This is a genomic window from Leptospira koniambonensis (assembly GCF_004769555.1).
Classification (GTDB): Bacteria; Spirochaetota; Leptospiria; order Leptospirales; family Leptospiraceae; genus Leptospira_B; species Leptospira_B koniambonensis.
On sequence record NZ_RQFY01000001.1, the window covers coordinates 188,468 to 207,927 of the forward strand.

The 19,460-nt window shown below is 38.3% G+C and carries 18 protein-coding genes; 5 read left to right on the forward strand and 13 right to left on the reverse strand.

Going from position 1 to position 19,460, the window contains the following annotated elements; all coding sequences use genetic code 11:
• Nucleotides 1–2: 2 nt before the first annotated feature.
• A complete protein-coding gene (locus tag EHQ52_RS00870) occupies nt 3–632 on the forward strand; it encodes a phosphorylase (RefSeq protein WP_135613401.1) in 630 nt (209 codons plus the stop codon).
• Here EHQ52_RS00870 and EHQ52_RS00875 read toward each other — a convergent pair whose 3' ends face one another.
• The gene (locus EHQ52_RS00875) at nt 633–2,387 is read right to left on the reverse strand and encodes a patatin-like phospholipase family protein (RefSeq protein ID WP_135613402.1); all 1,755 of its coding nucleotides are present in this window, start codon (nt 2,385–2,387) and stop codon (nt 633–635) included.
• Between the two features lie 128 nt (nt 2,388–2,515).
• Between EHQ52_RS00875 and EHQ52_RS00880 the strand changes: the two genes are divergently transcribed.
• Nucleotides 2,516–3,118 (forward strand): DUF4254 domain-containing protein, encoded by a 603-nt coding sequence (locus EHQ52_RS00880; RefSeq protein ID WP_135613403.1) that lies wholly within the window; start codon nt 2,516–2,518, stop codon nt 3,116–3,118.
• Entirely contained in the window at nt 3,115–4,173 is a 1,059-nt protein-coding gene (locus EHQ52_RS00885; RefSeq protein WP_135613404.1) for a glycosyltransferase family 9 protein, read from the forward strand. The genes EHQ52_RS00880 and EHQ52_RS00885 overlap by 4 nt, the downstream gene beginning before the upstream one ends.
• On the opposite strand, the gene EHQ52_RS00890 is transcribed toward EHQ52_RS00885, so the two are convergent.
• Nucleotides 4,174–5,469, reverse strand: coding sequence for a glycosyltransferase (locus tag EHQ52_RS00890; protein WP_135613405.1), 1,296 nt, complete (start codon nt 5,467–5,469; stop codon nt 4,174–4,176).
• 125 nt (nt 5,470–5,594) lie between these two features.
• Here EHQ52_RS00890 and EHQ52_RS00895 point away from each other — a divergent pair, with 125 nt between their 5' ends.
• The gene (locus tag EHQ52_RS00895; protein ID WP_167492167.1) at nt 5,595–6,923 is read left to right on the forward strand and encodes an O-antigen ligase family protein; all 1,329 of its coding nucleotides are present in this window, start codon (nt 5,595–5,597) and stop codon (nt 6,921–6,923) included.
• On the opposite strand, the gene EHQ52_RS00900 is transcribed toward EHQ52_RS00895, so the two are convergent.
• The 9 genes from EHQ52_RS00900 to EHQ52_RS00940 form a co-directional block, all read right to left on the reverse strand.
• The gene (locus EHQ52_RS00900; RefSeq protein ID WP_135613407.1) at nt 6,903–8,669 is read right to left on the reverse strand and encodes a phospholipase D-like domain-containing protein; all 1,767 of its coding nucleotides are present in this window, start codon (nt 8,667–8,669) and stop codon (nt 6,903–6,905) included. The genes EHQ52_RS00895 and EHQ52_RS00900 overlap by 21 nt on opposite strands.
• Nucleotides 8,666–10,054 carry an LA_2168 family protein gene (locus EHQ52_RS00905; RefSeq protein ID WP_135613408.1) on the reverse strand — a complete coding sequence of 463 codons (1,389 nt, stop codon included), beginning with the start codon at nt 10,052–10,054 and terminating at the stop codon, nt 8,666–8,668. Before EHQ52_RS00905 ends, EHQ52_RS00900 begins: the two co-directional genes overlap by 4 nt.
• 11 nt (nt 10,055–10,065) lie before the next feature.
• Nucleotides 10,066–12,177 (reverse strand): LIC11755 family lipoprotein, encoded by a 2,112-nt coding sequence (locus EHQ52_RS00910; protein ID WP_135613409.1) that lies wholly within the window; start codon nt 12,175–12,177, stop codon nt 10,066–10,068.
• 50 nt (nt 12,178–12,227) lie between these two features.
• The gene (gene uvrC, locus EHQ52_RS00915) at nt 12,228–14,114 is read right to left on the reverse strand and encodes an excinuclease ABC subunit UvrC (protein WP_135613410.1); all 1,887 of its coding nucleotides are present in this window, start codon (nt 14,112–14,114) and stop codon (nt 12,228–12,230) included.
• A gap of 3 nt (nt 14,115–14,117) precedes the next feature.
• Nucleotides 14,118–14,537 carry a peptide chain release factor family protein gene (locus EHQ52_RS00920; protein WP_135613411.1) on the reverse strand — a complete coding sequence of 140 codons (420 nt, stop codon included), beginning with the start codon at nt 14,535–14,537 and terminating at the stop codon, nt 14,118–14,120.
• 4 nt (nt 14,538–14,541) lie between these two features.
• Nucleotides 14,542–14,970: an acyl-CoA thioesterase gene (locus tag EHQ52_RS00925; protein WP_135613412.1), complete on the reverse strand. Its 429-nt coding sequence runs from the start codon at nt 14,968–14,970 to the stop codon at nt 14,542–14,544.
• Between the two features lie 10 nt (nt 14,971–14,980).
• Nucleotides 14,981–15,676 (reverse strand): endonuclease III domain-containing protein, encoded by a 696-nt coding sequence (locus EHQ52_RS00930; RefSeq protein WP_135613413.1) that lies wholly within the window; start codon nt 15,674–15,676, stop codon nt 14,981–14,983.
• Entirely contained in the window at nt 15,633–15,908 is a 276-nt protein-coding gene (gene rpmB, locus EHQ52_RS00935; RefSeq protein WP_100705946.1) for a 50S ribosomal protein L28, read from the reverse strand. The genes EHQ52_RS00930 and rpmB overlap by 44 nt, the downstream gene beginning before the upstream one ends.
• Nucleotides 15,909–15,998: 90 nt before the next feature.
• Complete coding sequence (locus EHQ52_RS00940; RefSeq protein ID WP_135613414.1) at nt 15,999–16,772, reverse strand: LOG family protein; 774 nt, start codon at nt 16,770–16,772, stop codon at nt 15,999–16,001.
• A 31-nt stretch (nt 16,773–16,803) separates the two neighbouring features.
• On the opposite strand from EHQ52_RS00940, the gene EHQ52_RS00945 reads away from it, so the two are divergent.
• Nucleotides 16,804–17,952, forward strand: coding sequence for a hypothetical protein (locus EHQ52_RS00945; protein ID WP_135613415.1), 1,149 nt, complete (start codon nt 16,804–16,806; stop codon nt 17,950–17,952).
• Here the strand turns inward: EHQ52_RS00945 and EHQ52_RS00950 are convergent.
• Together EHQ52_RS00950 and EHQ52_RS00955 are read right to left on the reverse strand one after the other, a co-directional pair.
• Nucleotides 17,850–18,998, reverse strand: coding sequence for a pyridoxal phosphate-dependent aminotransferase (locus EHQ52_RS00950; RefSeq protein WP_135613954.1), 1,149 nt, complete (start codon nt 18,996–18,998; stop codon nt 17,850–17,852). The two genes, EHQ52_RS00945 and EHQ52_RS00950, sit on opposite strands and share 103 nt — an antisense overlap.
• 22 nt (nt 18,999–19,020) lie before the next feature.
• Nucleotides 19,021–19,386: a hypothetical protein gene (locus EHQ52_RS00955; protein WP_135613416.1), complete on the reverse strand. Its 366-nt coding sequence runs from the start codon at nt 19,384–19,386 to the stop codon at nt 19,021–19,023.
• Nucleotides 19,387–19,460 lie beyond the last annotated feature (74 nt).

Consider the following 19,460-nt stretch of genomic DNA (forward strand, 5'->3'; position numbering starts at 1 on the left):
AGATGAGCGACCTTAAAATCCAGGATATCCTTTTCTGCTCGGCTTTCGCGGGAGAAATCGACAAACTCAAATCGAATCCGAGTATCCATACCTTCGAAGCAGGTATTGGAGAATTGGAAGCCGCAATCAATCTCCAAAAATATCTATCAGATCCTTCTAACTGGAAACCCAAAGCGATTCTGGGGATAGGCTCCGCAGGCGTTTATAACTGGATACCTCGAAAAGATTGGGAAGGTAAATTCGGAATTTCAAAAGTATTCGCAAATTACCAAATCGCATTTTTAGACAAAAAGATCAGACTTCCAGAAAGTATGACTTTTAAGTTAGAATTCCCAGATTTACAATTTCCATTCGAAGGGAACGATTTTGTAGAATCCGCAACTAATGGAACTGGCTCAGTCACCCTTGAAGATTTAAGCCCACGCGCATTAGAAAGGATTAAGGGAGAAGGTTTGGCTTTCGAAAATATGGAAGCCTTCGGTCTCGCAAAAGTATGCCATCTATTTAATATTCCTTTCGGGACAATATTCGCTCTTACGAACAAAGTAGGACCAAAAGGAAGTGAAGAATGGAAACTTTCCTGGAGAAAACATTCAGATAGACTCCAGGAAAAGATCCTAAGTTATCTCTGACTATTTTTCCGCGGGGAAGAATAATTTACGGATATCACCGATTGCGGCTTCCGTTTCTAATTCTCCCTTCTTAATGATTTCTTTGTATTTTCCGAAATCAGTAAATGCGAATTCTTCAATATGCAAATTGATAAAAAGATCCATTTTTTCTTTTCTCAGTTTTGTGATCTCTCTTCCCTCTAATGTGATCGCTCTTGCCATGATCTTCAGAATTGGAGGATAAGTAATATCTTCCCAAAGATTTTTGAAAAATGATTTCCCAGTTACCTTTCTATCTTCTAAAAGCCTGACGATCCCCTCATCTCTCAAAGGGGAAACGTTTACGGATAAGATCACATCCGCACCTTTTCTTCTGATCAAGTTTTCTGGAACATTATTGATCACTCCCCCATCTATCAAAAGATGATCACCTTTGAAAACAGGAGGAAACATACCAGGTAAACTCATTGCTGCAGCAAGTGCTTCCCAGACAGGTCCTTGGTCCATTACATATTCTTGTCCGCTGTGAAGATCCACTGCAGAAGTTGCGAATGGGATTTTTAGATCTTCTATTAATTGGGTCCCAAATGCATCTTTTAACATTCGAAGCATTCTTTTTCCTTTAAAGAATGAGATGAGCGGAATAGTAGGATCGAATGGTTTTTCTATTCCTCCAAAAAACTTACCGATCATTTTGAAGATGGAATCAGTGCTTTCTCCTCTTGCATATAAAGCTCCGATCACTGCACCGAAGGAAGAACCGCTTACAAAATCAAAACGGATCCCTTCCCTTTCTAAAACTTTTAAAAGGCCTACATGGGCAAGTGCTCTTGCTCCTCCTCCACCAAGTGCAAGTCCTCTGGTTCTTGAAACCAAATATCTGGCGAATGTTTCTCCCTTATAAAATATCTTTTGGTTCGCGGATTCTTCATGTTTTCTTAATCCGTTTTCAGAAACAATAATGCGGGAAGTCCTTCCTGAAAAATTTCGTATCCTTGGTTCCCAATAGCCTAAGATCTCATTTTTCTGTTTTAAATTTCTTTCCGGTTTTTCTTCCCAGAAAACGATCTGATCACATTGTTGTACAAGTTTATCCAGCTCAGGTTGGATTTCTGGATTTTTAAAATAGAGATGTAGTATAGAAGACTTCTTTCTCAATTGAGCGATTGTTCTGATCATCTCAGAAACTGATTTTCCTTTGAATGTATCCATTCTTAAGAGAGAAACATGGCCTTCGTGGGACTTCCTACCGTTATCTACGATGGACTCTAGATGGACTTTAAAATCCTCTACTTCTTCAATAGGTATATGGCATACAAGCCTTCTTGGAGAATGTATTTGGCTAGAAGAATCTTCCATCACCTCTCTCATTCTCATTCCCATCAGTCTCATTAGGTTTTGAGAAAGAACCCTTTCTTTGGCGGCTAGTTTGAGGAAATATTCTCCATCTAAAACATATAATAATGTATCCAGAATTGCAGTTGCAGAACCAGTGTGAGCTGTTCTTGTAAGAACGCTATTTTCAGCGAATACGTCACCTTCTCCCAAATAACGAACTGTTTTGCCAGCCTCTCCCAAGGTCATCATTACTTCTCCATGTCGGATTATGTAAAGTTCCTTGGAGATCTCCCCCTTATAATAAATGACTGTATGATTGTGAACGTTCCGCTCTTCTATATGGCCATAGAGTAAGACTAGTAATTTTCTCGGGAGACCCTTGAACAAGGGGATGGACGCTAAAAATTGCAACGCTTCCGGAGGTACTATTTTTTTCATGCGGGCAAAATCCTAATCGGGGAAATTTATTTTGTAAAGCGGAACTAGATCTTACTCTGGTATTAGCCGACGGACCGACAAACGGAAATCCTCTTGATTTTTGGTCTATCGCGTAAATTCTAGCTCCGATGAAGTTAGAATCGGCCAAAGTGGTTGAGATATTCAAAAATTCTGTCACGGACTGGCATAAAGAGGAAGCTCTTTCCCCGAATCCATTCCCCGGGTCCTCCCTTGAATTCCTATTTTACCAAAAAAACCAGATAGATACTATCCAATGGCATGTGGAAGACGAGATCAGAAGGCCTGACCTCCCTGATAAGGAACTTGTCCAGTTTAAAAGAAAAATAGACGCTTTGAACCAGGAAAGGACAGACCTTGTTGAGCAGATTGACGACCAGGTCTCTGCGATGTACAAGTCTGTGGAAAGAAAGCCAAACGCCAGAATGAACTCTGAAACCCCTGCTTGGCTGATTGACAGGATGAGCATCCTGGAACTCAAAATTTATCATATGAAAGAGCAAACGGAAAGAAAGGACGTGAGCCCGGAACATATCCAAACCTGCCAAAACAAACTGAATGTTTTGCTTGAGCAGAGGACAGATCTTTCTAAATGTCTAGATGAACTTCTGGACGATTTATCTAAAGGAGATAAATTCTATAAGGTGTATAGGCAGATGAAAATGTATAACGACAAAAATCTGAACCCATCCTTATATACAAAACAAGCATGAATCTTTTGGTGCTAAGATTCTCAGCGATGGGAGATGTCGCCTTGATGGCTCCGGCATTGATCGCCGTAGCCGCCAAGTATCCGAATATACAACTCACTGTTGTTACAAGAGGGAACTATGCTCCCTTCTTTTATAATATCCCGAACGTTCATGTAATCGGGATCAATCTTAAAAAGTACAAAGGGCTCTCTGGCTTATATCGTTTATTCAAGGAATTGAATAAACTAGGTCCTTACGAAAAGATCGTAGACCTGCACTCTAGCGTTAGATCTCGCTTTATCAGTTTTTTCTTTTGGATCAGAGGGATTTCGGCCTTTCGGATCATCAAAGGAAGAAGAGAAAAAATGCGCCAGATACGTAAGACCAGAAAGGTTTTGCGCAAACTTCCTCATACTGTAGATCGATATCTTAAAGTTTTTGAAAAAGCAGGATTTCCTGCAACAGTTCGCAAAGGTCCTTGGATCAATGTGGATCCTGACTCCAAAATTTATGCAAAAGACTTCCTCCTCGCTAGAAAAATAGATAAAAAAGAAGGACTCTGGGTAGGTTATGCACCTTTTGCTGGCCATAAGCTGAAAGAATGGCCTTTAGAAAAAAGCCTAGAATTACTCAAACTACTCAAAGAAGAATTTCCTAATATTAGAATTTTCTTATTTGGTTCCTCCCAAGAAGCAGTTCAAATGGAAGAATGGAGAAATGGGGACCAATCCATGACAATCGTTTCCGGTGGTAAACTTGGAATACGAGGTGAATTGGGTATCATGGAAAGAATGGATGTGATCATCGGAATGGATTCTTCCAATATCCATATCGCAGCACTTCTTAAACGCCCTGTCATAGCACTATTCGGGACCACTCACCCACTTTCTGGATTCGCACCTTTCGGTCAGGAAGATACTGGAGTTTTACAAATAGACGATCTACCTTGTAGGCCATGTAGTATTTACGGAAATACCACATGTTATCGAAAAGACTTTGCCTGTATGGAAAGAATTACTCCGGAAGACGTAATCAAACGGATCAACGTCATCAAGAATATTAATACACTTTTCTGATCAGCCTAAGATCCCGAAAGGATCCAATGAAAAGATCGTATTTAATATAGATCTTTTCTTCTTCTTATTCTTTTGATCCGCAACAGATTTATATACTTCTTCCATTCTATCCACACAAGCTTTCATCTCGTGGTTTTGGGAAATTTTTAAGGATTCCTTGGAGAACTCAGCATACATTGTTGGATCTTCTAGAATCCGAACTGTTTTCTCTGCAATATCTTTTACATCAAATGGTTTTGCGATAAATCCATTCACACCATCATGAACGAGTTCCGGGATCGCAAATGAATCCACACCTACCGCAGGAAGTCCACAAGCCACAGATTCTAAAATTACAAGTCCCTGTGTTTCCATAGTAGAAGCAGTCAAGAATAGATCGTAATTCGGATAATGGTTCGGAAGTTCGGCCCTATCTATAAAACCTGTAAAAGTTATCGCTTGGTCTATTCCAAGTTTCTGGGCCTGAACCTTAAGAGAAGCCAAAGCAGGTCCATCTCCGATAATTGTCAAAGTTGCTGATGGGACCTTTTCAACGATCAATTTGAAAGAATTAATGATCACATCACAATTTTTCTCGTAGGAGATCCTGCCAACATGCAAAAGTTTAGGACTTTCAGAAAGAGTTTTAGGACTTCCTTTAAACTGGGAAAGATCCAGACCATTGGAGATAACAGCTACAGGTTTTTTTAATCCAAACTCTTCTAATTGCTTTTTGATCAAATGAGAAGGAGAAATGATCAGATCGCAACGATCGTATAAATTATTCGTAATTTTCAAAATGATCTTTTTGCGAATATTGAACTTGTCTAATTTTTCAAACTTAACTAGATCTTTAGTTTTGATCTTCTTATTCAACTTTCCAATTCTCATAAAAAGTTTGTCTAGTTTAAGAAGTCGGTAAAAGGAAAGATACATGTCCTGTTCAGACATCAAAGTATGATAAGTTCCGATACTTGGGATCCCGTATTTTTCAGTTGCGTTGATCCCATAGACTCCCATAAGCCCAGGAGTATGAATATGTACTAGATCAGGTTGGAATTCCTTGATTGCTTTTTTAATTTTAGAAGGAGAAGGCAAAACCACCTTAATATCAGGGTAGCTTGGTAGATATCCGCTTCTAAATCTTTCTAAACGAATATGATCTCCCATTCGATCAAAGTCACCTTCTCCATAACGTGGACAACAAATCAAAAATTCATGTCCTCTTTCGGCGAGGGCTTCCGCAAAATTTCTCATTGAAATAGCGACCCCGTCTATTTTGGGTAAAAAGGTGTCCGAAAAATAAAGAATCTTCATCTAGGTTCCTAATGCGGAACCAATCTCCTCCATAATATAGATTTTGCCACTCCATTACAGAAATCTATGCGAAAAATAATCGAATTTACAAAGAATAGATGAGTGAGATTATTTCCAGAAACCAGATGAAAGAGTTTTTAAAAAAGGCATATCTATTCTGTTTACTCGCAACCCTTCCTTCCATAGGAATTTCGGTCAGTCTCAGCCAGGGATTTCTGGTGCTTTCCTTTTTTTTCGGACTTGCGGAGCAACTGAAATCAGGAAATTGGAAGGAGATCCTACCAAATCATCCAGTTTCTAAAATTTCACTTTCCCTTTTTCTCTGGTACGGGATCGTATTTCTAATCCACCTTGTTTCGGATAATTCTCCCGGGTATGCAAAGGTTGCCTGGAACGGAGAACTCAAAGACTTCTTCCTATTTTTTGGATTTCTGTCTGTAGGATTTACTACAAAGGAGGATTTGCCAAAGGTATACAGAGCACTCTTTTGGCTTTTTTTACTCCTTGTATTCACAGGAGTCGCAGGCGGTTTTACTCCAGTCAGACTTTCGAGGCTTATAAGCGATCTATACAAGACTTCCAGCAGTTATAGATTCACTCATCCATTAGGCTCGCTTTCTTCCATTCCTCTTTATATCTCCATAGGTTTGATGAATACTCATTTAACCTTTGGAGGTTTATTACAATTTTTCTCTGCTTTTGCAGTCTTCGGATTTCTAAGAACTCTAATCCAAGGAGATAAGAAAAAAATCCTGATCGCAGGACTTCTTCTCTTTTTATATTGCCTAGTGTTCTTATTGAATCAGGCAAGATCCAGTATGATCGGTGCTGGAGTAAGTATCTTCTTTGCAAGTGCGCATTTATTTTTTATCAGAAAAGAATTTTCAAAATCCTTTTTGATTAAGGGTGCTTCCCTCTTTTTAGGACTTTTATTTTTGATAGGACTTGTTCTGGCTTTCAGTCCTGCTGGAAAGAAGGTTATAGGTCCACTTTTCGGAAAAGAAAAACATACTGATTCCGGAAGAACATTCATATGGGATTCCAGTTTTCCACTCATCCAAGAACATCCAATCATAGGAGTTGGTCCCGGAAATTATAATAAAGAGATAGAAAAGGTAAGAATTTCTCATTCAGAAGAATATTCTGAACTCTCCTATTTTTATGAAGTCACACAAAGAGGACATGCTCATAACGACTATTTCCATCTGGCTTCCGTATTTGGGATCCCAGCTGCTTTGATCTATTTAGGTTTAGGCGCAATTCTAATAGCTTTCCTTTTTCAATCTAAACAAGATTTTCAGGTGCTAATATTCTTTTATGGGTTGATCGGATTTTTTGTTTCGGGTTTATTCCAATGCTATTTCCAAGATGACGAAGTGGTTATCCTATTCTGGATCTTACTAGGACTTTTCGTAAAAGGAGAAGTTCTAATCTCAAAGAGAGATAACGCATAAGTTTTTTCTTCTTTGATTTGGAAGTCCTTGTTCTGCGAAAAATTCCAGATCGGATTTAGAATATCGATCTGGAAAACCAGAATTTCCTCTGAAATTGTAAGCTGCAAATAAGATCTGATCTGGCCAGTTTAGATTATAATTAACTGACTTATAACAAAAATACAACCCAAAGTTATCATATTCAAGCATCAGAACGCCAGAATTCGATAGAATGCTCTCTGAAAGATAATACACTTCTTCTTCCAATTCTATACCGACTTTTTTAGGGAGTTTCCCTCTTTCTAAGATCCAAACTTGCACAGGAGAATTTTGGGAGAGAAGGTTATTAAGTTCAGAATCATTTGGAAAAATCCAGGCTCCTTCTATTTCTAAAAATTGAGAAGGTCTTAAGAAAACAGAAGGTTTCAAAATCGCAGAATGAAATTCTTCCATCAGATCTGATTTAGGAAGTGAAAATTCTAATTTACCTGATCTAGAAAATGATTGGATCCCAAGGCTTTCTGCTTCCAACTTTGGAAATTCACTTTTACCTGCGAAATAACGAGAGCTAATTGATTCATAGTCTGCAACGGATTTGCAAGATTCTTCTTTCCACCTATAGAAATTATTCCAGCGAAACCAAACAAATCCAATCTCTAAAAATATATCCTCTGATTGAGTTTGAGATCTGCAAATCTGATCGTTCCAAGGATCGTAACTATAAGTATTATTGATATTTAGCGGCAAATTTGATCCTAACACATCTACACGTTTAGATTTGTTCCGTATATTCTCCCACTCTTCTTTGAATTCTTTGGCAATTCGAGAATCCTTTATTCTAATTAGAATCTCTCGATTAGAATCCCTTGCGCTCAAAGAATAATTATAAGATCCAGTTAGAATTTCTAGATCATCTAAGATCATAGTCTTATGATGAAGAAGCCCGCCTTTACCGATCGTTAGATCATCCAAAATATCTTCATTTCCATCTTCTGAGATCTCGATCCCAGGAATTCCAGATAAAATATTTCCTTCTGGATCCACCGGACGATTATAGATCCCATTGATGGATCCATGATTTGTTCTAGTAAATCCTGAACTTAAAATAGGATCATAATGATCAAAGATCAGATATTGAATAGAATGCTGAGAAGAAAGGACAGAGTCCAAAAGTCGATTCTGGATCAAATTTCCTTCCTGAGGAGAATTCCAAAATTCTAATCCACCAATTCGCAAAACAGGAAAAGGATATTTTTCCTTTAAAAAAGAATGAAAGTTGTCCCATTCTTTTTGATCCAATTTAAATTCTAAATAGCCGTTATGATCTTGCTCCAGACCGTAATAGGTAAAATTACCAGTCCCCATAAACACCAAAGAACGATCGGAAACTAGAACCTTGGTATGTTGTAAACCAGTTCCTTTCCAATATTTTAGAAACGGTAGAATGGAGCTTGGATATGTTTTTCCCCATTCTCCCATGAATTCTAAACGAACTCCTCGTTTGTTTGCTTGGATAAGTTCTGTTTCTATTTCAGGATCATCGAATGAATAAATATGCATATAGATAGAGTTATTCGTTTCACGAATGATCCTTAGGATTTCATCTTTTACATTTCTCTTCTTGCCGGAAGGAACAAATCGCCCAGGATAAGAGAAGAAAACCTTGGGATATAAGTCATCTTCCCAAAAAACAGAGACATCTTCTTCCGTTCTTTCGCAGTATAAGAAGCAGAGAATGGTGAACATGAAAAAACAAAACTTCTTCATCTCCAAACTCCTCCTATACGAAAGAGCATGTACCATTGTTTAAGTCCTTCTTGCTCGTCAGATTCAAAACCTCCTAGATCTAATTCAATTTTTGCAGAATTATCTTCCAAAGGAGACCAGGCGACACTTACACCTGCCTCTCTCAGGAATTTATTTTGCATATTCTTGGAAGAAATGGACCAAATACCTGAGGAAGAATTCTCTTCCTTCAGAAATCCGATATAGGTAAAATGAACACTCGGAGATATTCCGAAAAAATTTCCTTCTGCTTTCCAGCCGAATAGATTTGCTGAACGTTTACCGGGAAGATTAGTTTCTTCTCTTTCCAATCCCTGGTCCGTGATCCAAGCCGACGGATAAAATCCCCAGACTTGTTGTAAAATCGGATTCGAAATGGGAGAAGCGCCCATTCCTATAAAACCCATTTCTAAAACTTCGCCCTGAGATGATCTTTTCTCTCTATCAGGTAAAAAACCAAAAATGGAAATTTTTCCGTATGTATTATAAAATCCTAAATCAAATCTAAGAGCTTCCCCGCTAATTGGTATAGCTCTTTCAGGTCGAGAAGGATGATATCCTGTTTTATCAATCCCACGCGAAAAAAAGAAGTCGCCGGAAACATAAAAATATTTCCAAAGAAACCCAAGTCCGAGCCTCCATTCTACTAAATAATCTCTATCTCCTTCTATTGTTTCTGTTTTTGATTCTTTTGTATCAGAGCCGAACCTTCCCCAATCTCCCAAAGAAAGATAACGAACCCTGAATCTATATACAAACAGATCTTCCTTGTTTCCAGTCAGACTTATCCCTGCTCTATATCTAGACTGAGAAGAAAATACTGTATCCTTTTCAGAGATTAATTCATCTCTTGCTTCCTTCGGAAGGAAAAATTCTCTACCTTGTAGTTTCAGCCATTGATTTTCTAATAAAGGAAATCCCCTATATAGATCCAAAACATCGAATCTAATCTTGATCCGATCTAATTCAGTTTCCGCAAATAAACCTTCTACTCCATCTTTCCAAGAGGACCAGGCAGGAAATTCTTCGGAATCCAACCTTCTTCCTGCTCCGAATAAAAATCCTTTGTAATAGGCTCCAATATAAGAGTTTTTACCAGGTAAGAAGAATGTTCCTGAATTTGCTGTAGTAATCAGATTCCATTCTAGACCTGTTCGAAACTTCTCCGTGGTCTTCTCAAATTTAAAACCAAAAATAGCAGGAGAAGCTAAAGCTGAAATTCTAGAACTTTCTTTTTCTTCTGAGATCCTTCCTTGTGTTCTAAATAAGATCCACTGGAAATAAATTTGCAAGGATGGATTTTGAACTTCCTCTGAAGATAAAATTTCTGAGTATAAAAATATAAATAAGAAGAAGATTTTTTTCATAATCCACCTTCTTATTCTGGAAATCCAGGATGAGCATCTGTCAAAGGACAACTAGGATCACGATAAGGCCTACCCGCATAAGAACTTACAGACCAAAACCTCGTAGCTGGTCCAATTTTAGAATATGCAGATTTTCGAATCTTATTCCTGGTATCATTAACCCCTGGGCCAGCAGAACTATAAGAGAACTCATCCCAAAGTTTTCCAGTGTAAGGATCGTAAATTTTAAGAATGTTTGTTCCGGAAGAAGGTAGGCTGAAACTTGTATCCTTCCAAAACTCAATCTCGGGAAAACATGTCGATTTTCCAGAAGAGAGTAAGCTTAAACCTTCTTTCTCCAAAGGTAAGAGAATAGAAATCGCTGTTCCATTCCCCTGGATAATTTCTAAATAAGCGGAGTCAGGAGAATTCTCAGTAACAGATACGAACTCCAAAAATCTATCTTTAGAAATCGGATCTGGTCCCTGATAGGAACCCATCCATGAAACTTCTGAAAATATTGCTTTGCTTTCAATCTCAGATCTTTTACAAAATTTCCTAGCTGGAGAAGTCCTAGGATTTTCGGAGTAGATCGCTGATTGTGAAAAAGCAGGATCAGCTGAATTAGAATGAAGAATGGCCAGGCCATTCTTAAAACAAATACTTACAGTTTCACCATTCGTTTTTTGAAGTACGATCCTATTCGGAATTCCTCTAAAAGTTCTAAAGATCCCATCCCAAAGCACCTTCTCCTTTCCTGAAGAATTCGAGAGTGAAACAATATCATTCGCAGTGACTGATTTAAAATTCGAAAGAGAATAAGAAGAATTCCCCAACAGAAAAGGAAGATTCCCGATATTAAGTATTTCATCCGAAGAAATTCTTTTAGAGATATGTATCGGAAAGAGGTTTTTACCCCAAGCAATTCTTAAAGAAGAAGGATCGCAAATTTTGCTTCCATTATAGATCAGATCTAAATATTTCCAATCTGAATGAAGAATTCCCTTATGCAATAATCCATTCGGGTTTAACTCTTCTAATTCAAAATCATTTAGATCACAAGCAGATTCGCTCTCTATATTAGAGTCGCGATTTTCTCCCGGATCCATACAAAACTTAGAAGCAGCTTCGCAATTAGAGAATGATTTTCCTTTCCAGGAATAATACGTTTCTCCAAATAGATAACCTGTTCCTGGAAGATTGAACTCTAGATACTGATCTAATCGGCCCAGTAAAATTTTTCCAACCTTCTTCAGATCCCCCCATTTGATTCCTGAAAGTGAGATCCTTTCTAAACTAGCAGAATCTTCTGCATAGATCCTAGTTTCATAAGGAGAGATAAAGCCAGTTGTTATTGGAAGGGAAACCTTGTTCCCTAATAAATTAAATTCCAAACCTTCTTCGCAGATCGGGAATGTATTTGGATTATAGATCTCTATCCATCTCCCTATACTTGAATTCGTTTCACCGAATATTTCAGTGATGATCGGAATTGATGAGACACAGGTGTCTAATCCATTTTGGTTTTTACTCTGAATTAGATTCTGGATATCTTTTTCTAAACTTGGTGCTTTAAAGAATAATCCAAGATAAATTTCTGATTCTCCTAAAGGGGAAAGAACTAAATAGCAAGTTCCATTCGAAAATATGAATATGCTAAGAACTTTAAAATGATTTTTGAGATTTATATTTGCTCTATCCCAAACCAAAGCATCAGTGCTCAAAGATTTAAGTTTTCTATCCCCGATCAGTGCAAATTTAGAACCTTCTACCTTTTTCTTAATCCCAGAAAATGGATAGGTTCCTAGTTTGTATTCAGAATCATCTGAAAGTGTAGAACTAAATTCAGGAATTAATGTACCTTCTTTCCATGCCGAAACAACTTGTGCAAATTCTGAAATTCCATCTTCGCTAATACAAATCCGGATCTTAAAATTTGGATCTTCTCCTGAGATGAAACAAGCTCGCCCATCTTCATGGACAAGATCTGAAATGAGTTTTGGATCTTTCGCTAAATTAGGATTATATTGGAATTGTATAGATTTTTCTAGATCTTCCCAGAGTAACTCCGCCCCTAAGTCCTGTTTACAAGAAGCCGAAATGAAAAAGATGATTAGGCAGAAAGCCAATAGTATTGTTCGCATTTTCCCCTCCAGAGCTACTTGTCTGGGGAAAAACTTATTACTTGCGAATTTTAAGAGTTAGAGTTGGAATTTTCCGGAATATTGGTTCCGCCAGTCTCACTGTTTTGGTTTGCTGAAGTATGAAAATAAGTATAAATTTTTTCTGCTAATGCTTCTCCAATGCCTGGGACTTTCATTAGCTCTGCTATATTTGCATCTTCTATTTTTTTCTGTCCTGAAAATGATTTAAGTAATAGTTTACTTCTTTTTAAGCCAATATCTGGAACTTCTCTGATAAGACCAGTTAGAGCTTCACGATTTCGTCTAGAACGATGATGTTCCACTCCGAATCTGTGAGCCTCGTCTCTAAGATGACGAAGTAATCTCATTCCAGGCGAATTCATATCAAAGCTATAAGGAGAAGTTTCTCCAGGAAAATAGATCTCTTCTCTTTTTTTAGCAAGTCCAACCATCGGAAGATTTGCAGCCCCTGCTTCCACCGCTGCCTCGCATGCTCTTCCAAGCTGTGTAGGACCTCCATCAATTACGATCAGATCAGGCATCACACCATCTTCATTTATGATCCTTTGTAATCTTCTGGAGATTACTTCATGCATCATTCCTGGATCATTAATGCCTTCATAACCTCTGATATTATATTTTCTATAACCTTGTTTGAATGGTTTTCCTTCGACAAACATCACACCACTTGCTACAGGAAAAGATCCTTGGAAATGGGAAATATCATAACATTCTATAATATGAGGAGGTTCCTTGAGTTGGAACATATCTTGTATTTCTTTTAAGCCTACAGTTTGGTCTTTATAATGAGTTGCCAGAAGTCTTTCTGTAAGTCCAAGTTCTGCGTTTTTTTCTGCGATCTTTAAGAGGGACTTTTTTTCACCTGCTTTAGGAAATCTTAATTTAGGTCTAAATCCTGTTTTCTCTTGTAGGAAGTCTAGAACAGTCTCTCCTTCTTCTTTTAAACCGAAAGGAACTACTATACTTGCAGGGATCATTCCTGCTCCCATATAATAATCCCGGAAGAAGGAGGATAATATTTCTTCTTCTGTGGAATTCTGCACACCTTGCAAAGGAAAAGACTTTTTATTATCTAAAAGTCCTCCTCGAACTTCCATGAGTACAACTTGTCCTTCGTCTTCTTTACGAGCAAATGCGATTACATCCTCGTCACCGCCATCCATACTCACTACGGTTTGTTTTTGTCGGAAGATCTGTAATCTTCCCAACATATCTCTATATCTGGCAGCGATCTCGAATTCCATCTTTCCAGAATACTCATCCATACGTTTGGTGAGTTCGGTTGCCAGGATCTCTTTTTTGCCTTCTAAAAATTGGATGATCTGATTTACAATAACAGCATATTCCTCTTCCGGGACTGTTCCTTGGCAGGGGCCCAAACATCTTCCCATTTGAAAATTTAAACAAGGACGTTTAGGTTTAGGAAGAGGAAGTTTTTGTCTAACTTTTCGAATCGGGAAAATTCGAAGTATCACATCTAAAATTTCGCGAGTGGTTCTTACATCTGTAAAAGGACCAAAATATCTATCACCATTATCCTTTATTTTACGTGTGATAAACACCATTGGATAAGGTTCAGAAAGCGAAACACATATATATGGGTACTTTTTATCATCCTTTAAACGGACATTATAACGCGGATTATGTTTTTTGATCAGAGTAGCTTCTAAAATTAAAGCTTCTTTTTCTGTGGAAGTGGCAAACCAATCCAGATCAAAAATTTCTTTTTGCAGGTATCTAGTTTTAAGATCTGTCTGTTTTTCTTTTAGATAATTACGGATCCTTTTATCTAAATTTTTGGCCTTGCCTACATAGATTACCTCTCCTTCTGAATTCTTCCAGAGATAACATCCAGGAGAACCAGTCAGGTTTTTGAGTTTTTCTACAATCAGAGTATGATTGATCACTTCAGGCATGGTTTAATATTCTTCGCCCCAATCTTCAGAAGAGGTTTTTCTTTTTAGACCTGCCAAAGTTTTAGAAGCGGCCTTTCTTTTGGCTTTTCTGGCCTTATCCGCCTTAGCCTTTCTGATCTTAGCAAGTTTAGGATCTTCTATCTTAGAAGCTTCTAAAATTTCGGCCTCTATTTTATCACATAGAAGAATTCTGGCCTTGTATCTGTTTAAACCTTGGGTGCGATGAATGGAACATTTAATTTCGAGGCCGGTTTTTTTATAAAACAATCGGACAGCAGTCGAAACCTTGTTTACGTTCTGTCCCCCCTTTCCTCCACTTCTTACAAAAGTTTCTTCCAGATCGGATTCTTTGATCCCAAGCTTTCGCATTCTGGAAATAAGAAGGTTTGCTTTTTCCGGAGAGACCGGGAATAGAACGGCCATTTTATTATCTTAGAAATTCTTCCGGATCAAATTGACTGAAATAAGGGAATGGTTTTCCGGAATCATCCAAACATACATAGGTCACTCTACAATCTATGATCTCTCTTATTTCTTTTTTCTTCTGATTTTTTGCGATGGCTGCACTTCGGATGGTGATAGAACTTTTTCCTACTTTTTCAATTTTAGAAAAAATTTGAATGATCTCTCCGAGTAATCCAGGGCTTTTAAAGATCACATTATCCATCGTTACTGTAACAAGATTCGAATATCCGATCTTTTCGATAACGAACATTGCACAACCTTCGTCGATCCATGCAAGCATCTGCCCGCCAAAAAGAAAACCATGCTGGTTTAAATCCCTGGACATGACTATATGTTGGGTGCTTAATTCCATCCCTTGGATTTTTTCATCTAAAAAGACTTCTACGCTCATGTGGGCCTCTCTAATCTTTCGGTGAAGTGGAAGAAGGACATTCTTTTCTGAGAATACAAGTCTCACAGAATGTCTTATGCGCCTTACAATATTTTCTTCCTAAAAATATAAAATACAAAGACAGATCCATCCAATATTCAGGCTGAATATTTTGCATCAGATCCTTCTCCACTTTTACAGGATCCGATTGTTTGGTAAGACCTAACTTTTTAGAAATTCTTTTAACATGAGTATCCACCACGAATCCTTCGGATATATGATGTATCTCATTTAATACAACGTTTGCAGTTTTTCTTCCTATACCTGGAAGTTTGGTCAGTTCTTTGATACTCTTAGGCAATTTGCCGTCGTATTCATTTAGAAGAAGGTTTGCAAAACCGGAGACTGACTTTGCCTTATTCTTATAGAAACCGGTAGAATAAATTAACTTTTCTATCTTCTTCAAAGGAGCAGAAGCAATAGATTCCAATGTAGGAAACTCTGCGAAAAGCAAAGGAGTAACCTGGTTTACTCTTTCGTCAGTACACTGAGCGGAAAGAATTACCGAGATCGCAAATTCGTAGTCTTTGGAATATTGGAGAGGAGAATTTACGTCCCCGAATTCCTTCCTGAGAAGGAAGTAAATTCGAGAAACATATTCAGGGGTCGGGGAAAAAGAAGGACTAGATCGCCTTTTTTTGGATTCCGACGTATTTTTTGGGAGCAAGTGCTTTTAGTGATTCGCCGTTATCTTTGATCGCAGCTTTGATCCCTTTCTTTTTAAGGGTTCTTAAAGCACGAGTAGAGATACGAACGGTTACCCAACGATTCTCATCTTCTAAGAAGATACGTTTTTTGATTAGGTTGATTTTCCAGGATCTACGGGTTTTAAGGTGAGAGTGGGAAACATTGTTTCCGGATATCGTTCCTTTCCCTGTCACAACACATTTTCTGGCCATACTGCGACCATAATTTTCTATAAGTTGCTTATGTCAAGGAAACCAAAAAGATTTGGGAAAAATCCTAAAATTTCTCCCCTTTTGGACGACTTAATCCGAATCCAGCGGGACCTTCTTCTTTAATGTTTCCAGAACATCCTCAGGAGTATCACAATAAGTGATTAGATTCAGATCATCTGGATCTATGAGTCCATATTCTTTCATAGTTTCTAAATTGAATATATCATTCCAGAATTTGGTCCCATATAAAATGACCGGGATCTTGCGGTTGTTCCTACCTGTTTGAATAAGAGTCAAGGTCTCGAATAATTCATCCACAGTTCCGAAACCTCCAGGGAAGGCGACTACTCCCATGGTTAATCTAAGGAACCAAAGTTTTCTCATGAAAAAATAATGAAATTCAACGCTCACTTCAGGGTCCACGTAAGGATTCACGAATTGTTCGAATGGAAGTCTGATATTCAAACCAAGGCTTGGGCCACCTGCTTCTTTGGCCCCTCGGTTGGCAGCTTCCATAATACCAGGTCCACCACCTGTGCAGACCGCCATTCTTCTGGTCTCTTTTGAAATTTCCTTTCCCCAAGAAGTGACTAAGGCGGCGGTTTTGCGAGCGTCCTCATAATAAACAGACATCTCTTTTTGTTTTAGGAATAATTTCTTTTCCGATTCAGATAGATTTTTAGTTTCCCTCTCTCTACATTCTTCAGGACTTAAGATCCTAGCGGATCCAAAAATGCAGATTGTATCCTGGATCTTTCCTTCTCTAAATAAGGATTGAGGATAATCAATCTCCGCAAGAACCCTTAGATGGAACGCATCTATGGATTTTAAAAACTCTTCATGTTCTAAGGACGTTCTTCCCATATTTCTTTCCTTTTTTTAGGGGAAGTTAGGCTTGCCTTTCCCAACTCTGTCTATTAACCTATCTCCAAGAATGATCGGACTAAGAAGTTTAAAAGAAAAAATTTTCTCACGGATCCGGTCCTCCTTTTTCCACCTTTCCATCAAATGGGAAGCGGGAAAGATCAGACTCCAAAAAAGACTGGATCCTTACGTTACAGCGGAGTCTCATTCCGATAATTTTCGCAATTTAAACGGCAAGGAATCCGCAACGACCGAAGACTGGTCTGAGAACCTGCCGCCCTTCTCCTTTACTGAAACCGAAACACAGGAAATTTTTCCAAACGCAAAAAGGAAATTCCATAGAGTCCGAAAACACAAAGTTTCTCTTTGGTCCCTATTATTCTTTCTTCCTTGGAAATCTAAAATTCCAGAATCAGCCTCTTCATTCAGAGCATTTCATCCTGGAGAAAATTTATTCCAAGAAGAGCCAAAGAAGAAAGTCCGCAAAAAGGAAAATTTCCACCTACGAAACAAACCATATTTCTGGGAAGTTTGGTTTCCTCAAATAAGCACTCTTACACTTTCTCCATTTGTAATTTGGGAGACCTCCGTTCCTGCGGATCTGTTCCAAGATTGTTTGCCTGAATCAGTTCTTCCTATAGGAGAACCCGGAAAATGGAAGGTTCGGATCCAATCTATGAGAGTATTATCTCACCAATTGGGAAATTTATACGAGGATAGTTTTCCGAGTCCAAACAGAGTTTATAGAACGGAAGTCTGGGTTTACGGACATACAAAAGAAGAGGAGATAGATCCAGAAAGACCTTTGCTATTTCCACTCGGAGTTTGGATCTCACCAGATCTATTAAAAGAAGAAGAACCTAGGCTCAGACAAGGATTACCTTTTAGAACCGGTGAAACATACTGGAAAATACAAGGTGAAAACTTAAAAATAGGGATCAGAGGTTTAGAATGGACCTGGAAACCAGCCAGAGAAAATTCTCATTTTGAAAGTATATTAGAAAGCCCTCATGTATTTTTAGGAAAATCCTATTTTACACTGGAATCAGAATCTTTTACGAGAGACAGGCAGATCGCCTATTTGTTCAAAAGAGCAATCACATCAGATCCTAAAGTGCTCCAGCGCTCTAGACCAAGACGAAATCTTTCCTCTGTTTCTCCAAATCCTAACCGGATATAACCTTCCGTTTCAAAATCTGCGGAAGGTAAAACAAACACTCCTGCCTTTTCATACAGAAGATCTGCAAATTTTTTAGAGTCCAAACCTGGCTGCAATTTTGCAAAACCGACTACTCCACCTCTTGGTTCTTTAAAACTTTCGATTCCAGGGAGTTTACCAGTCGAGGCAGTCGCATGGGCGAAGGTTCGCAGATTCCCACGCAATGTTTCCCTAATCTTACTCTGAAGCACTTTACGATTCTGCAAAAGTTTCAAAGTAAGAAATTCAGAGATTGGAGAAACTGTATGAGTTAAATAATCCTTCATGGATCTTGCTTTTTGTATCCAATCCTTAGGACCGATCAACCAACCAATCCTAAGTCCCATCACTCCAAAACATTTTGTGATAGAACCAGTAGAGACAGAGTTTTCGGAAATACCGATGCCGCTCCAACCCAGATCCAATCCTTCTTCCGAAAGAAATCTATAATGTTCATCGAATAGGATCCAATTTGGAAAATTACCGGAAAGTTTTTGGAGTTCTTTTTTATCTTCTTCTTCCGCAATGATACCTGTTGGATTATGAGGGTGATTGAATATGACAAGCTTGGGAGAATTTTGAAATAGTTTGTTTAGATTTTCTTTTCCAAATCCTTCTTCCCTACTTTCTAATCTGGGAAGAAGGTCCACTTTTTGTAGATTGGCGCCGAGTGATCTTGGAACTTCGTACAATGCCTGGAATGCAGGCCAAAATAAGGAAGTTGTGTCCCCTTTTTGTAAGAGTAAATGAAATGCGATAAAGAGTGCTTCTCCAGTTCCGGTAGTCATAAGAACCTGATCAGGAGAAACATTAGTATAAAGTTTTGAAATTTCTTCTCTTAGATCTTTTCTTCCTGAATTAGGAGAATCTGCCAAGGAGAGTTTTCCTAGTTCCCTCAGATCCAAATTTAGATATTCTGCAAGCTGCCCGAGATCCAGATTTCTGATCCCACTTTCTCCCAAATTGCAGGGAGCTTCCGTCCTAAATTTTTCCAGACGATCTTCTATGAAAAATTCTCTTAAACCCACGTCCAGATCATGGTTTAATCGTTCAGGAAAGAAGCAATGCAAAAGCTCCGAAGAATGAAAGTAAAAATAGACCTAGTAATATCCAACCTAGACCACTTAAGAAAAATCGGAGGTCCTTAAGAGCGAATAAGATCTGCTCCGGATCCTTCTCCTCCAAGACCAAGGATTTACGGAAAGAAAGAGAAGCCCCGTAACCCAAAATCCCCAAGATAAAAAATAAAACCGCTGACACAGCTTGGATTACAATCTTTCCAGGAGACTCTTTCAAAAAGGCTCCGAATGTTAAAATTCCAGAAAGTAAAAATAGAAGGAAGGAAATGTTCCTTAATACCGCTCTAAGTGAGTCCAGTTCCCTATGTTGTTCCCTTGAAATTTCATTAGATTCCATACTTATAGAATCGGCGAAAAAACGTCTTGAACCAGGAAGAACTAGATTTTTTATTCCAAGTATAGGGTGAACTA

Coding starts and splice junctions, on each gene's coding strand:
- EHQ52_RS00890 (WP_135613405.1), bottom strand. CDS start 5,469: ATGAAGATTCTTTATTTTTCGGACACCTTTTTACCCAAAATAGACGGG.
- EHQ52_RS00910 (WP_135613409.1), bottom strand. CDS start 12,177: ATGCGAACAATACTATTGGCTTTCTGCCTAATCATCTTTTTCATTTCG.
- EHQ52_RS00875 (WP_135613402.1), bottom strand. CDS start 2,387: ATGAAAAAAATAGTACCTCCGGAAGCGTTGCAATTTTTAGCGTCCATC.
- EHQ52_RS00885 (WP_135613404.1), top strand. CDS start 3,115: ATGAATCTTTTGGTGCTAAGATTCTCAGCGATGGGAGATGTCGCCTTG.
- EHQ52_RS00955 (WP_135613416.1), bottom strand. CDS start 19,386: ATGGAATCTAATGAAATTTCAAGGGAACAACATAGGGAACTGGACTCA.
- EHQ52_RS00880 (WP_135613403.1), top strand. CDS start 2,516: ATGAAGTTAGAATCGGCCAAAGTGGTTGAGATATTCAAAAATTCTGTC.
- EHQ52_RS00870 (WP_135613401.1), top strand. CDS start 3: ATGAGCGACCTTAAAATCCAGGATATCCTTTTCTGCTCGGCTTTCGCG.
- EHQ52_RS00905 (WP_135613408.1), bottom strand. CDS start 10,054: ATGAAAAAAATCTTCTTCTTATTTATATTTTTATACTCAGAAATTTTA.
- rpmB (WP_100705946.1), bottom strand. CDS start 15,908: ATGGCCAGAAAATGTGTTGTGACAGGGAAAGGAACGATATCCGGAAAC.
- EHQ52_RS00940 (WP_135613414.1), bottom strand. CDS start 16,772: ATGGGAAGAACGTCCTTAGAACATGAAGAGTTTTTAAAATCCATAGAT.
- uvrC (WP_135613410.1), bottom strand. CDS start 14,114: ATGCCTGAAGTGATCAATCATACTCTGATTGTAGAAAAACTCAAAAAC.
- EHQ52_RS00925 (WP_135613412.1), bottom strand. CDS start 14,970: ATGAGCGTAGAAGTCTTTTTAGATGAAAAAATCCAAGGGATGGAATTA.
- EHQ52_RS00895 (WP_167492167.1), top strand. CDS start 5,595: ATGAAAGAGTTTTTAAAAAAGGCATATCTATTCTGTTTACTCGCAACC.
- EHQ52_RS00900 (WP_135613407.1), bottom strand. CDS start 8,669: ATGAAGAAGTTTTGTTTTTTCATGTTCACCATTCTCTGCTTCTTATAC.
- EHQ52_RS00920 (WP_135613411.1), bottom strand. CDS start 14,537: ATGGCCGTTCTATTCCCGGTCTCTCCGGAAAAAGCAAACCTTCTTATT.